This window comes from Neptunomonas japonica JAMM 1380 (genome assembly GCF_016592555.1).
Taxonomy (GTDB): Bacteria; Pseudomonadota; Gammaproteobacteria; order Pseudomonadales; family Balneatricaceae; genus Neptunomonas; species Neptunomonas japonica_A.
The window spans coordinates 513,591-527,723 of the sequence record NZ_AP014546.1; the positions used below are offsets into that span (position 1 = coordinate 513,591).

Below are 14,133 nucleotides of genomic sequence, written 5' to 3' on the forward strand. Positions count from 1 at the left end.
ATATAAAGGGCATACAGATTTTAACAGATTTACAGCTCATTAAATTGAGCAATGAATAGCGGAGAAAGAAAGATGGGCAAAATTATCGGTATAGATCTAGGTACTACCAACTCTTGTGTGGCAGTGCTGGATGGCGACAAAACACGTGTTATTGAGAACGCTGAGGGTGATCGTACAACCCCTTCTATTATTGCCTATACAGAAGATGAAATTTTGGTAGGTCAGTCTGCAAAGCGCCAGGCTGTAACTAACCCGCATAACACACTATATGCTATTAAGCGTCTCATTGGCCGTCGTTTTAAAGATGACGTTGTTCAGAAAGATATCAGCATGGTTCCATACAAAATCGTTGAAGCTGATAATGGCGATGCTTGGGTTCAGGTACGAGATGACAAGATGGCTCCGCCACAGATCTCTGCTGAAATCCTGAAGAAAATGAAGAAAACAGCTGAAGACTATCTGGGCGAAGAAGTAACAGGCGCAGTTATTACTGTTCCAGCTTACTTTAACGATTCTCAGCGTCAGGCAACTAAAGATGCTGGTAAAATCGCAGGTCTAGACGTTAAGCGTATTATTAACGAGCCAACAGCAGCAGCACTTGCTTATGGTATGGACCAGTCTAAAGGTGATAAAACAATCGCTGTTTATGACTTAGGTGGTGGTACGTTCGATATCTCTATCATCGAAATTGCTGATGTAGATGGTGAGCACCAGTTTGAAGTATTGGCGACTAACGGTGATACTTTCCTTGGTGGTGAAGATTTCGATATGCGCCTAATCGAGTATTTGGCAGCTGAGTTCAAGAAAGAGTCAGGTATCGATCTACATAACGACCCTCTAGCTCTACAGCGTCTAAAAGAAGGTGCTGAAAAAGCTAAAGTTGAGCTCTCTACTGCTCAGAGTACTGATGTTAACTTGCCATACATCACTGCTGATGCAACCGGTCCTAAGCACCTTAACGTTAAAATTACGCGTGCTAAGTTAGAGTCTTTAGTAGAAGAGCTGGTGACTAACTCTATCAACCCATGCCGTACTGCTTTGAAAGATGCAGGCCTAAGCGCTTCTGACATCGATGAAGTTATCTTAGTGGGTGGTCAGACACGTATGCCTATGGTTCAGCAAGTTGTTGCTGATTTCTTTGGTAAAGAAGCACGTAAAGATGTTAACCCAGATGAAGCAGTAGCCGTGGGCGCAGCGATTCAGGGTGCGGTATTGTCTGGTGATGTAAAAGACGTTCTATTGTTGGATGTTACACCACTGACGTTGGGTATCGAGACTATGGGTGGCGTAGCTACTGCATTGATCGAAAAGAACACAACTATCCCAACTAAGAAATCGCAGATCTTCTCTACAGCTGATGATAACCAGAATGCAGTAACTATCCATGTTGTGCAGGGTGAGCGTAAACAGGCTACACAGAATAAATCACTAGGTCGTTTTGACTTGGCTGATATCCCACCTGCTCCACGCGGTGTACCTCAGGTTGAAGTAACATTCGACTTGGATGCTAACGGTATCCTAAACGTGTCTGCTAAAGACAAGGCAACAGGTAAAGAGCAGTCAATTATCATTAAGGCTTCTTCTGGTCTGAGTGATGAAGAGATCGAACAGATGGTTCGTGATGCAGAAGCTAACGCTGATGCTGATAAGCTGTTTGAAGAGCTGACTCAAGCGCGTAACCAGGGTGATGCAATGGTTCACTCTGCGAAGAAAACACTGAAAGAAGGTGGCGATAAAGCAACTGAAGAAGAGAAAACAGCTATTGAAGCTGCGATCGCTGATTTAGAAGAGTCACTAAAAGCTGATGATAAAGCTGATATCGAAGCTAAAACTGAAGCTCTAACTGCTGTTATCTCTGCACTCGCTGAGAAAATGTATGCAGATGCTGCTCAGCAAGGCGAAGGTGCTGAACAGCCAAGTGCGGAAGCAGAATCTCCTGCTGATGACGCTGTTGATGCTGAGTTTGAAGAAGTTAAGGATGACAAGAAGTAAACACTTCTTGCCCTTGTAAATACTGAAGTGTGACAGCGCGGGCGTTAGCCCGCGTTGTTGTGTCCGGCTCCCGGCGGGAGCTAACCGCTGCAAGAGAATTAACCCGGATATGTCTAAGCAAGATTATTATGAAATTCTAGGTGTTGACCGCAACTCCAACGATCGGGATATCAAAAAAGCCTTTCGCCGTCAGGCGATGAAGCACCACCCAGATCGTAATCCTGATGACGCAACTGCTGAAGAAAAATTCAAAGAGCTAAATGAAGCTTACGAAGTACTTTCTGATGCACAGAAAAAAGCAGCTTATGACCAGTATGGCCATGCCGGTGTTGATCCAAATATGCGTGGCGGTGGCGGTGGTTTTGATGGCGGCTTCTCTGATGTATTTGGTGATGTGTTTGGCGATATTTTCGGCGGAGGTGGCGGTGGTCGCCGTAGCTCCGTTCAGCGCGGTGCAGATCTACGTTACACCATGGAGTTGTCGTTAGAAGAAGCAGTTCGTGGCGTTGAGAAAACTATTAAAGTACCTACGTTGGTTCCTTGTGAGCCGTGTGATGGTAGTGGTGCTAAAAAGGGCACGTCGGCTAAAACATGTGGTACCTGTGGCGGTGTTGGTCAGGTGCGTATGCAGCAGGGATTCTTCTCTGTACAGCAGACTTGTCCTACATGTCGCGGTGAAGGGAAGGTTATCAGTGATCCTTGTAACAGCTGTCATGGTCAAGGACGTGTTGAGAAGACTAAGACGCTATCTGTTAAAATTCCGGCCGGAGTGGATACGGGCGATCGTATTCGTTTGTCAGGTGAGGGTGAAGCAGGTGGTCACGGTGGTCCAGCCGGCGACCTATACGTTCAGGTCAGTGTGCGTGAGCATGCGATCTTTGAACGTGATGGTCGACATCTTTACTGCGAAGTGCCAATTAGCTTTATTGATGCTGCTTTAGGTGGTGAGCTAGAAGTGCCGACCCTAGATGGCCGTGTAAAACTGAAAGTGCCGTCAGAAACGCAAACTGGAAAGTTGTTCCGCCTACGTGGTAAAGGAGTAGCTCCGGTGCGTGGTGGTGGTGCTGGTGATTTGATGGTAAAAGTGGTTGTAGAAACCCCTGTTAATCTCAATAGCCGTCAAAAAGAGCTGTTACGTGAGTTTCAGGAAGCGACTAAAGATGGGCAGAAGAAGCACAGCCCAAAGAGGCATTCCTTCTTTGATTCTGTGAAAAAGTTCTTCGAAGATTGATGTGTAATCGGGCCGCTTAGCGGCCCGAGTTGTCTGGAGTATTGAATGACGATTTTAAGTACAGAGCCGGCTAAGTTGTGGCTGAGTATCCAGGAAGAAGCAAAAACTGAAGTAGCGAAAGAGCCTTGCCTGGCTAGCTTTTACCACTCTTGTATTATTAATCACTCTGATCTGAAATCAGCACTTTCCTATCTTTTAGCCAGTAAGTTAGCTGATGATGTGATGTCATCACTGCTGCTTCGTGAGTTGCTAGAGAAGGCGATGGATGCGGATCCTCAAATAATTACTGCGGCGTGCCATGATATTATAGCGGTAAGAAAGCGCGACCCTGCTGTTGTACATTGCTCAACAGTGCTGCTTTATTTGAAGGGATTCCATGCATTACAAGCACACCGTGTGGCTCATTGGTTTTGGCATCAGAACCGCCGTTCGATGGCGCTATATATCCAGAGTCGTGTTAGTACCATGTGCCAGGTGGATATTCATCCAGCCGCAAGCATCGGTCAAGGGGTGATGTTTGATCACGCTACCGGTATTGTCGTGGGTGAAACGTGTGTCATCGAGAATGATGTTTCTATTTTGCAGTCGGTCACGTTAGGCGGAACGGGCAATGAAAGTGGTGACCGTCATCCGAAGATTCGCGAAGGTGTATTGATTGGTGCTGGTGCTAAAATCTTAGGTAATATAGAAGTAGGCAAGGGTGCTAAAGTAGGCGGCGGAAGTGTCGTGCTAGATAATGTGCCTTGTCACACTACTGTTGTTGGTGTTCCTGCCCGTGTAGTTGGTGATTCTGGGTGTGAGAAACCAGCCTTTAATATGAATCAGCAAATATCTCTAGAAGAGAGTTCAGCGCAGGCACACGAAAAGAGAGTTAAATCATGAGAATTGCAGTAATGGGTGCCGCTGGGCGCATGGGTAAGGCCTTAATCGAAGCGGTTTGCCAAGCAGAAGGTGTTAAGTTGAGTGCTGCTGTCGTGCAACCGGGTAGCTCGCTAGTGGGTGCGGATGCTGGTGAGTTGGCCGGTGTTGGCAAGCTAGATGTTCGCTTAGTCGAGAAGTTGTCTGATGCAAAAGACGACTTTGATTTGTTGATCGACTTCACATCACCAGAAACGACTATGAGTAACTTAGATTTTTGTGCCGCACATGGTAAAAAAATCGTAATTGGCACGACCGGCTTATCAGATAACCAAACTCAACATTTAGCAGAATGTGCTAAGCAAACGGCTGTTATGTTTGCGCCAAATATGAGCGTAGGTGTGAATGTTTGTTTTAAGGTATTGGATCTTGTAGCACGCACACTAGGGGATGATTACGATATTGAAGTAATCGAAACTCACCATCGTCATAAAGTGGACTCTCCGTCGGGTACCGCATTACGTTTAGGTGAAGTGGTTGCCGATGCGCTAGGACGTGACCTTAAAGAGTGTGCTGTTTATGGCCGTGAAGGTCAGACGGGTGCGCGTACTCAAAAAGAAATTGGCTTTGAAACTATTCGCGCAGGTGATGTTGTAGGCGATCATACAGTACTGTTTGCTACAGAAGGTGAGCGTATTGAAATTACCCATAAAGCGAGTAGTCGTATGACTTTTGCTAAGGGTGCTGTGCGAGCCGCCACTTGGTTAGCAGAGCAGCCATCAGGTCAGTTTGATATGCAGGATGTTTTGGGGCTGCGTTAAGTTGGAACTCAGTTTACTGTTTTATAAAGCCGCTCTTGAGCGGCTTTTTTTATATAGTCTAAAATAATATCTTAAATACAGATTTTTGTTTCCTTTAGTGAATTTTTTTCTTATGGTATTTTATACTTTGGTATTGATAAGAAAAACAGTGAGGTGGTAGGGATATGTCAGCTGAGAAGTTTCCAACATTAACAGAAATGGGTATTGATGAGCCTTCTGATATCGAGCGTTATACATCTCGTATTGAAGGTGATGTTGATATCTTAAAGATTTACTTTCATCGCCATCAAGGCGACTGGATGACCAAAAGCAAAAAATTTAAATTCAAGCGTATGCATAAAAACATGCGAGTGAATGAAGGTCGCGTACCTTATATTGCTACAACTGAGTCCTCTCCTTACTTTTTACGTGCAGTAGCAGAGTTGGATAAGTTGGTTAGCGCTGAGAAGACAACGCAAACGCGTAAAGCCAAATTGCTGGATGATATTGAGCATCTAGAGAAAGTTGTTGCGCGAAAAATAGAAGATATTCGTCGCCAGATTGATGAGATCTAAATAGCGACTGCCTGTCAGTAGGCATCCCCGTTCGCTGTTAAAAGGGGTCTGGTAACACATCTATGTGGGTTGCATAGAGTATTTCACAGGCCCCGGCTCCTACATCTTGACGTGTCATTGATGTATTCCAGAAAAAGCCATCCGTGCTTCGTACATCGACTAGCTGCCCAGAAATTTGAATAATATCCCCCTCATCTACCCTTGATATTTGCTCCTTTACTGCCTGATTGGCAGGGATAATATGGACATTAGATGCACTTGTTTCTAACTCTTTACGTGGAATAGGTAGCTTATCTGCTCTCCAGTGGAACCAGCGGCCACTCTGTGAGATTTTTATCTGGTCAGTCACTTGTGGGTTAGCCATAGCCCCCCACCCTAAGGCAAAGTCATAGGGTGAAAGGTCTGCTTCTCTTCCAAGGCGATAGCGCTCTTTGCCTAATAGCCGAGCTGAAAAGTGTATTTCTGCCTTGGGCTGCAATATATATTCATTGAGTAAAAAGGGTTGCGCGTTCTGCTGTGTGTTCTCTAGCGGCTTTTGTATAGGTGCTGTTAGGGGGGCTGGTACGGGGGTAATGTCTGGTTGGTATTCTGACGTAGTGTTATTGTTTGGTGCTAACCAAATGAAAAACATCACGATGGCACCTAGTACAGCAAATAGTCTGAACATGCGTTGTCCTTTTAATTCTCTATCTTGATTATATATCAAGGCTGAAATTTTGCTTTTTTGAGTAGAGCGTAAGAATGTCATTGGGCCTTTTATTAGCTTTGTGATGCATGTTTTATATCAATGAATTTATTCTAAATGAATGATAAATATTATTGTCACGACGCGCTTGCACAATGCGCTAGTCATGTCTTATGTTGTAGGTCAATGCAGCCAATCTTGTTGGGAGTTAACGTATGTACAAGCTCGCTTTTTTTGTTCCTGAGTCTCATCTTGATGTAGTGAAAGTTGCTTTGTTTGAGCACGGTGCAGGCAAAATAGGGGATTACGAGGCCTGTTGCTGGCAAGTCTTAGGGCAAGGGCAGTTTCGCCCCGGAGAAGGAAGCCAGCCTTTTGTCGGAGAGCTCGATCAGTTAGAGATGATGTCTGAGTGGAAGGTAGAAATGGTATGTGAAGATCACCTGATCAAAGAGGTGGTTGCTGTTCTGAAGCAAGTTCACCCTTATGAAGAAGTAGCTTACGACGTCTACAAACTCGCAGATATTTAGATGAAATTGTGCACGTAAATTAAAGGTCTGTATTTCAGGGAGAGATGAGTGACTCAGTTACTAATGCGTTATTCCCGTATTTTGGAAATTGTCGGTGATATCGTAAAAGTCCATGTGCCGTTGTCCGAGGATGGCGTGTCGGCTATCTGTTTTGGTGATTTGGCACTTATTGAAAGTGTTGAGCATAGTGGTCGTCCACCTCATTTATCGCAAGTTATTTTATTGGAAGGTGAATCGGTTTCTTTACAGGTATTTTCCGGTACTAAGGGGCTATCAACACATTCAGCCGTGCGCTTTCTTGGGCGATCTATGCAAGTGACATTTTCTCCTAATATTTTGGGGCGGTCATTTTCCGGTACAGGACGTTCTATTGATGGCGGTCCTGAATTAACGCAAGAGCCCACGATTGAAATCGATGGTCCTACAGTAAACCCCGTTAGGCGAGTGTTAGCTTCACGTATGATTCGCACCGATGTGCCGATGATCGATTTGTTTAATTGTCTAGTCGAAAGTCAGAAAATCCCTATTTTTTCTGTGGCAGGTGAGCCTTATAACCAGCTCTTAGCGCAGATTGGTGCTCATGCTGATGCAGATATCGTCGTATTTGGCGGTATTGGCTTGGTTTTTGATGACTATCATTATTTTCGTCAAGCTTTTGAAGAAGCGGGTGTGTTAGCACGTACGGTGATGTTTGCTCACCAGGGTTCTGATCCTGTTGTAGAAGGATTACTGGTGCCTGATATGGCACTGGCAGTAGCCGAACGTTTTGCCGTGGAAGAAGGTAAGCGTGTTTTAGTGTTGCTAACGGATATGACGGCCTATGCGGATGCGCTTAAAGAGGTTGGCATTTCGATGGAGCATGTGCCTTCTAATCGTGGTTATATCGGTGATCTTTATTCTCAGTTAGCACGCCGCTATGAAAAAGCCTGTGACTATAAAGGCGCTGGTTCAGTGACGATTCTTTCTGTCACGACGATGCCAGGAGATGATGTAACGCATCCAGTGCCAGATAACACAGGGTATATTACAGAAGGCCAGTTATACCTGCATGATGGCGTCATTGACCCATTTGGTTCTTTGTCACGTCTTAAACAGCATGTGATCGGTAAAGTGACGCGTGAAGACCATAGTCAGGTAATGAATACTATGGTGCGTTTTTATGCTGAATCTCAAGATGCGGCACAAAAGCAGGCTATGTCATTTGAATTGAGTGAGTATGATCATCGGTTGCTAAAGTTTGGCGATCTGTTTCAGCAGCATTTTATGGATATAGGCGTCACTATGTCTCTAGAGCACGCTTTGGACCTTAGTTGGGAAGTATTGGCTGGATGCTTTAGTAAAGACGAACTTCTTATGAAGAAGGCGCTGGTTGATAAATACTTTCCAGTCAGTGAGTCACGAGAGAAAAGTACTATTGTGACTGAGTCCTGATTATGGCGAAGTTAGCATTGAATAAAAGTACCCTCAATCGAGAGGGGAAAAACCTAAAATCCTACCGGCAGTTTGTTCCTGCACTGGATCTTAAGCGTAAACAGTTAATGGCTGCTCGTGTGAAAATACGTAATGATTTACTGGCTTTTCAACAAACATTAGATACGCTGAAACTGCAAATAAAGGAAGAGTTTTCCGTTTTAGCAACCGCTGAAATTGATGTTGGTCGTTTGGTTAAAGTCGAGGCTATTGAGCTTGATTATTACAACCTTGTTGGCCTGCAATTACCTAAGTTGGGGCGGTTTTGTGTTGAACCACAAGAATACTCCAAGCTGGCGACACCTTTATGGTTTGATGCGTTAGTCCTTAATCTGGAACAGTCGGTTAAGCTTGAAGCTGAGGTTATGATTGCTCAGCGTCAGCTCTGTTTACTTGATGAAGGGCTACGCAAAACAACTCAACGCCTTAATCTGTTCGATAAGGTGCTTATTCCTACAACAGAAAAAAATATACGCAAGATTAAGATTGCTCTATCAGATGCGGAGCGCGCCGGTGTTGTGAGGGCAAAAATTGCTAAGAATAAGCGACGGAGGCTGGCTTTTACGTGAGTATTCTTCAACTTAAAAAAGCCACCTTAATCGGCCTTGCTGAAAGCAAACCGCAGATTTTGGATGCTTTGCAGTCGCTAGGTAGCTTACACATTATTCCATTGGCACAACAAAAAAAGCGCCCCCAACCGTTATTAGTGGACATTAATTCTGAGCAGCTATCTACAGTGCTGGGGTATCTGCTGGGCTGCAGTCACAAGCGTCGCCAAGTGCTTAGTGAACGGCATTTTGATTTAGTTGATGTGGTGCGCACCACAGAGAAAAATCGAGCTGAACGTTTGCAGCTGCTGGAACGCCGTGAGTTTCTTAAAAAGCGTATTAAAGATTTAAAACCGTGGGGGAGTTTTGGTTTTCCTGAGCATGGTGAACTTTTTGATCAGCGTTTATGGTTTTATTTAGTCCCTAATTACCGGATGAATGAAGTCGCTAAGATTACCTTGCCTTGGTCTATTGTCCATCGTGATAACCGTCATTCATATGTGGCTGTCATTGCGCCTGATGAACCGCAAGTAAGCCTGATGCCTGTGCAGCGAACTCATACGGGTGCTGTTCCATTAGATGCTCTGGTCGTTGAACTAGAAGATATCGAAATTGCTATTGAAACTGCAGAGGCCGAGCGCCAAGCGTTAACTCGATGGATCTATGCTTTACAGCTGAGTGAGGCGGGAATCGGTGATCAGGATGCGCTGAAAAAGGTAAATGAACAAACATTGGACCGTGGGGAAGTATTTGCTATTCAGGGCTGGGTTGCGACACAAGAAATAGCACGGCTTGAAGCCTTTGCTCAAAAGCAAAGTTTGGTGTTACAGCTGAGTGACCCCGAGACTGATGAAACCCCACCAACATTACTGTCTAACCCAGCCGAATTGGCTGGAGGGGAAGAGGTTGTTAGCTTCTTTCAGACGCCAGGCTATAAAGGTTGGGATCCTTCTCGCGTAGTGTTTTTCTCATTTGTTGGTTTCTTTGCATTGATTATGTCAGATGCAGGCTACTCGCTCATGCTGGCATTGATATTGATGTTCTATTGGCGGCAAATGTCGTTAACACAAACGGGGCGTAGGCTCAGAGCCATGGGTGTTGCTCTATCGGTAGCTGGTTTTGTCTGGGGTGTCATGGTGGGGAGTTACTTCGGTGCTTCACCTCCCTTTGCATGGTTGGCGTCGTTTAAGGTAATGGACCTGCATGACTTTGAAAGCATGATGAAGCTTTCTATCTGTATTGGCGCCGGGCATTTGATTCTCGGTAATTTGATGATGGCATGGGTAAAGAGACATACCAACCAAGCGTATGCTTCGCTTGGTTGGGCTAGCGCTGTTGTTGTCGGGTTATCTGGTTGGTTGCAGGGGATACACTCTTTGCACTGGGTTGGTTTTGCTGCTGCATTGCTGCTAGTGGTGGTGTATTCGGGACAAAGTAAAGCGTGGAGCCTTAAACGTTTTCTTGAAGGGCTATTAGCGCTGACAAATGTGACCAAAATGTTTGGCGATATCTTGAGCTATTTACGCCTGTTTGCTCTTGGCTTGGCAAGTGCTTCACTGGCGATTACTTTTAATCAATTAGCGGTTGATGTGGCGACAGCGTTACCGGCCATTGGACTACTTTTCAAAGTCCTTATCTTGATTACAGGGCATTTACTTAACTTTGTATTGACAGTTGTTAGTGGTGTGATACACGGCTTACGACTTAATTTGATTGAATTTTATAATTGGAGTTTGGCGGATGAGGGCTATGCCTTTCAGCGCTTTTCCAAACAGGAGGTTACACCTTGGATAACTTGATTATGATGCTGGGATGGGCGGGTTTATACGGCCCAATGGCCTTAGGTGCTATTGGCAGCATCATCGGCTGTGCGATAGCAGGACAAGCTGCCTGTGGTGCGCTGCTTGAGACGGAAACCGGCCATGGTCGCTACATCGGTATCTCTGCTATGCCTTCTTCTCAGGCTATCTATGGCATTGTTGTGATGTTTGCATTAAACCGTACGGTAACGCCGGATAATGCTCCAGGATTAGCGGCTATTGGTTTGTTATGCGGGTTAGCACTGTTGTTTAGTGCCGCTCATCAAGGACGTGCTTGTGCTGCAGCAATTAATGTATCAAAAATTCGTCCAGAAATTTTTGGTATGTCACTAGCGCCAGCGGCCATTGTTGAAGGTTTTGCTGTATTTGCATTTATTTTTGCATTAGTTATCAGTGCCGGAGTGCCTGCTTAGGAGGCTAACTATGAATAATAAATCTGAGCTAGCCTCATCGGGTGTTGAGGCGCTCATTGAGCAGTTACGTGAGCAAGGTGTTAAGAATGGACAAAAGGAGGCATCCAAGTTAATAGAAGAGGCTGAGCACCGTTCTGATTGGTTGTTGGAGCAAGCACGTCTTGAAGCGGAGCAAATCCTTGTGAAAGCTCGCCGCGAAGCCGCGCATTTAAAAAATGCGGGTGAAGACGCGTTGAAAATTGCCGCAAGGGATTTGCATCTGGAGGTGAAGGAAAGTTTAGCGCATAGCTTTGCAGGTCAGGTTGAGCGTCTCGTAGCACATCAGATGGATAATGGCGCTTTTATGCAGAAGTTGATTCTTGAGCTGGTTGGTAAGGTGCGTGAGGAAATGGCGCTGGATAAAGCCGCGCATGTTGAAGTGCTTTTGCCTAGAGATTTTATTGGTTTAGAGGAGCTTCGTCGAAGCCCTCATGAATACAAGGAAGGTCAGTTAAGCCATTTCGTGCAATCACTGACAGCTGAACAGTTGCGTGAAGGCGTTGAGATCGCTTTTTATGAAGGTCGGGGCATCAAGGTACGTCTTAGTAGTCAAAAAGTGGAAGTAGACCTGAGTGAAGATGCGGTTTCTAGATTGTTGTTGAAGCACTTGCAGCCTCGTTTTCGCGCGATTGTCGAAGGGGTTATTCGCTAGTGTCACAATACTACACCTTGCTAACGTCATTACCGCATTTACCTGTGTTGGAGAAGTCTCGGCAGCTGCCTATCTCACGATTGGCGCTTGAGAGTCGCCTCAGTATGTTGTGCGAGACTGACTGTGCACAACTTGATGCGATAGAGGCACTGTATTTTCCAAACCCTAGTGTGTTGTCTGGCTTAGCTGACCGCGAAGTTGTTCAAGCATGGAAAAGTGCTTTGTTATTGCTTGAGTCAGATGTGCTAAAAGAGCGTATTGCTTATCAGCTTGAAATTAGAAGCTTGCTGGCAGCACTGCGTTACCGTGAGGCTGGTGGAAAGAATCCTGATCAGTTTATAGGCTTTGGGCGTTGGCATTCGTTTATCAAAAATCATTGGTTCGAGCCTTTTTTTGGTATGGATGAATTTCAACCACAGATACAAAAAATAGCACGTTACCTTAAAGAAAATAGACCGGGTCATGCGGATAAATTGTTAGACCAGATGCTATGGCAGGACCTTTTTTATTGTGAAAAGCAACAGGGTTTTAGTTTCTCTGCTGTTGCGTGTTATGTACTGCGTTGGGGAATTGTGTCTCGTTACTTAAGTGCGGATGCAGATGCTGCTTTAATAAAATTTGATGACGTAACACGCCACTTGTTAATGAAGACGACATTTATAGATGATTTAAACCAGGAGTCGGCAAACAGATGACGGATAGCAGAGTAACCGCGCGGGTGAAGGGAGTGCGTGACGATATCGTTACTATTGAGGTGCTTACCGATGCTGAGGGAAATTATTATCCTGTTGTTAAAAATGAAGTGATTCATATTTGTCCAACGCGTCTTGGTTTAGGTGATCGTCAGGAGTTTCTTAAGGCAGAGGTATTACGTGTACGTCATGGCGAAGCCGATGCGCAGGTATTTGAGAATACTCGTGGTGTTGCCATTGGTGATCCTGTTGAGCAAACCGGGCATATGCTTTCTGTCACGTTAGGCCCTGGTTTACTGGGGCAAGTTTATGATGGTTTGCAGAATCCTCTTGAGTTAATTGCTTCGCAGCATGGTTTTTTTCTGCCGCGCGGTTTAGAAGTCGATGGTATTGATCAGCAGCAACATTGGGCATTTGTTCCGGTAGTAAAAGTGGGTTCTGCAGTATGCGCTGGTGATGTTATTGGTTCGGTGCAGGAAGGGCGTTTTAAGCACAAGATTATGGCGCCCTTCAATTTACTGGGTGAAGCGGAGGTTACTTGGGTTCAGGAAGGCTCGTTTAGTGTTTCCACCCCTGTTGCTCGAATACGGAGTAATGGTGAAGAGATCGACGTAAGCATGCAGCAGTCTTGGCCAGTCCGAATCCCTGTATGTGAGCCCTTACTTCGATCACGTAGTAGTCAGCGCCACTTCCCCAAAGAACCACTACTCACCTCTATTCGTTTAATAGATACCTTTTTCCCGATCGCGCGCGGGGGGACTGCTTGTATACCAGGCCCTTTTGGTGCGGGTAAAACAGTATTGCAAAGTTTAATATCACGCTTTTCTGAAGTGGATATTGTGGTTATTGTTGCGTGTGGTGAGCGTGCTGGCGAGGTGGTAGAAACGATTACTGAGTTTCCGAATATGCCTGATCCAAAAGGTGGGGCGTTGATGGATCGAACAGTCATCATCTGTAATACATCTTCTATGCCTGTTGCTGCACGTGAGGCTTCTATTTATACCGGAATCACCATCAGCGAATATTATCGCCAGATGGGTAATAATGTATTACTGATTGCCGATTCAACATCACGCTGGGCTCAGGCTATGCGAGAAACATCAGGGCGCCTTGAAGAGATTCCAGGTGAGGATGCATTCCCTGCGTATTTGGACTCATCTATTCGTGCTTTATATGAAAGGGCTGGGCTGATTGAGAATAATCACGGAGTTATGGGAAGTTTAACCTTGATTGGAACAGTCTCACCGGCGGGTGGTAATTTTGAAGAGCCGGTGACGCAGTCGACATTACGCACAGTGAAAACATTTTTAGGCTTGAGTGCAGAACGTGCCTATAAGCGTGCCTACCCTGCTGTTGATCCTCTGATTTCCTGGTCGCGTTATTTGGATCAGTTATCTGAATGGTATCAGGAGAATTTAGGTGAGAATTGGATTGAGCAAGTCAAAGAGATGCATACGCTATTACGTCGTAGTGAGTCTGTGCAGCAAATGATGCAAGTTACCGGTGAAGAGGGGGTGACATTAGAGGACTACATTACATATCACAAAGGGATGTGCCTCGATCAAGTGTATTTGCAGCAGGATGCTTTTGATGATGTTGATGTATCTACTTCGATAGAAAGGCAGCAACGTATTTTCGAGTTATTACGTGATGCTTTGTCGCAACAGAAAAAATTTCCGAATAAAGAGGCGGTGCGTGAGCACTATATCAAGCTTACAAGCTTGTTTCGTAACCTCAACTACAGTCGGGAACAGAGCCCTGATTTTAAGCTTTATATGACAGAGATTCAGCATTTGAAAACTGAATTCGGTTAAGCTTATATTCATTTTAT

The 14,133-nt window shown here is 45.1% G+C and carries 14 protein-coding genes; 13 read left to right on the forward strand and 1 reads right to left on the reverse strand.

Going from position 1 to position 14,133, the window contains the following annotated elements:
* The first annotated feature begins 72 nt into the window (after positions 1-72).
* The 5 genes from dnaK to NEJAP_RS02350 all read left to right on the forward strand — a co-directional run bounded on the left by dnaK (position 73) and on the right by NEJAP_RS02350 (position 5,456).
* Entirely contained in the window at positions 73-1,992 is a 1,920-nt protein-coding gene (gene dnaK / locus NEJAP_RS02330; RefSeq protein WP_028467991.1) for a molecular chaperone DnaK, read from the forward strand.
* Between the two features lie 109 nt (positions 1,993-2,101).
* The gene (gene dnaJ, locus NEJAP_RS02335; RefSeq protein WP_201349120.1) at positions 2,102-3,223 is read left to right on the forward strand and encodes a molecular chaperone DnaJ; all 1,122 of its coding nucleotides are present in this window, start codon (positions 2,102-2,104) and stop codon (positions 3,221-3,223) included.
* A gap of 45 nt (positions 3,224-3,268) precedes the next feature.
* A complete protein-coding gene (gene cysE / locus NEJAP_RS02340) occupies positions 3,269-4,105 on the forward strand; it encodes a serine O-acetyltransferase (RefSeq protein WP_201349121.1) in 837 nt (278 codons plus the stop codon).
* Entirely contained in the window at positions 4,102-4,902 is an 801-nt protein-coding gene (gene dapB / locus NEJAP_RS02345) for a 4-hydroxy-tetrahydrodipicolinate reductase (RefSeq protein WP_419197840.1), read from the forward strand. Before cysE ends, dapB begins: the two co-directional genes overlap by 4 nt.
* Before the next feature lie 164 nt (positions 4,903-5,066).
* A complete protein-coding gene (locus NEJAP_RS02350) occupies positions 5,067-5,456 on the forward strand; it encodes a DUF3461 family protein (RefSeq protein WP_201349122.1) in 390 nt (129 codons plus the stop codon).
* Positions 5,457-5,493: 37 nt separating this feature from the next.
* Here the strand turns inward: NEJAP_RS02350 and NEJAP_RS02355 are convergent, their stop codons facing one another.
* Entirely contained in the window at positions 5,494-6,123 is a 630-nt protein-coding gene (locus NEJAP_RS02355; protein ID WP_201349123.1) for a hypothetical protein, read from the reverse strand.
* A 233-nt stretch (positions 6,124-6,356) separates the two neighbouring features.
* Between NEJAP_RS02355 and NEJAP_RS02360 the strand changes: the two genes are divergently transcribed.
* Genes NEJAP_RS02360 through NEJAP_RS02395 form a run of 8 tightly spaced genes read left to right on the forward strand, consistent with a single transcriptional unit; the run spans position 6,357 to position 14,116 of the window.
* The gene (locus NEJAP_RS02360; protein WP_028467996.1) at positions 6,357-6,668 is read left to right on the forward strand and encodes a YqfO family protein; all 312 of its coding nucleotides are present in this window, start codon (positions 6,357-6,359) and stop codon (positions 6,666-6,668) included.
* Between the two features lie 48 nt (positions 6,669-6,716).
* The gene (locus NEJAP_RS02365) at positions 6,717-8,099 is read left to right on the forward strand and encodes a V-type ATP synthase subunit B (protein ID WP_201349124.1); all 1,383 of its coding nucleotides are present in this window, start codon (positions 6,717-6,719) and stop codon (positions 8,097-8,099) included.
* A gap of 2 nt (positions 8,100-8,101) precedes the next feature.
* The gene (locus NEJAP_RS02370) at positions 8,102-8,707 is read left to right on the forward strand and encodes a V-type ATP synthase subunit D (RefSeq protein WP_201349125.1); all 606 of its coding nucleotides are present in this window, start codon (positions 8,102-8,104) and stop codon (positions 8,705-8,707) included.
* The gene (locus NEJAP_RS02375) at positions 8,704-10,485 is read left to right on the forward strand and encodes a V-type ATP synthase subunit I (protein WP_201349126.1); all 1,782 of its coding nucleotides are present in this window, start codon (positions 8,704-8,706) and stop codon (positions 10,483-10,485) included. Before NEJAP_RS02370 ends, NEJAP_RS02375 begins: the two co-directional genes overlap by 4 nt.
* Entirely contained in the window at positions 10,473-10,919 is a 447-nt protein-coding gene (locus NEJAP_RS02380) for an ATP synthase subunit C (protein ID WP_028468143.1), read from the forward strand. The genes NEJAP_RS02375 and NEJAP_RS02380 overlap by 13 nt, the downstream gene beginning before the upstream one ends.
* 10 nt (positions 10,920-10,929) lie before the next feature.
* Positions 10,930-11,610 carry an ATPase gene (locus tag NEJAP_RS02385; RefSeq protein ID WP_201349127.1) on the forward strand — a complete coding sequence of 227 codons (681 nt, stop codon included), beginning with the start codon at positions 10,930-10,932 and terminating at the stop codon, positions 11,608-11,610.
* Complete coding sequence (locus NEJAP_RS02390; RefSeq protein ID WP_201349128.1) at positions 11,610-12,305, forward strand: hypothetical protein; 696 nt, start codon at positions 11,610-11,612, stop codon at positions 12,303-12,305. The genes NEJAP_RS02385 and NEJAP_RS02390 overlap by 1 nt, the downstream gene beginning before the upstream one ends.
* On the forward strand, positions 12,302-14,116 hold the full coding sequence (locus tag NEJAP_RS02395; RefSeq protein WP_201349129.1) for a V-type ATP synthase subunit A: 1,815 nt from the start codon (positions 12,302-12,304) through the stop codon (positions 14,114-14,116). The genes NEJAP_RS02390 and NEJAP_RS02395 overlap by 4 nt, the downstream gene beginning before the upstream one ends.
* The last annotated feature ends 17 nt before the right edge of the window (positions 14,117-14,133 follow it).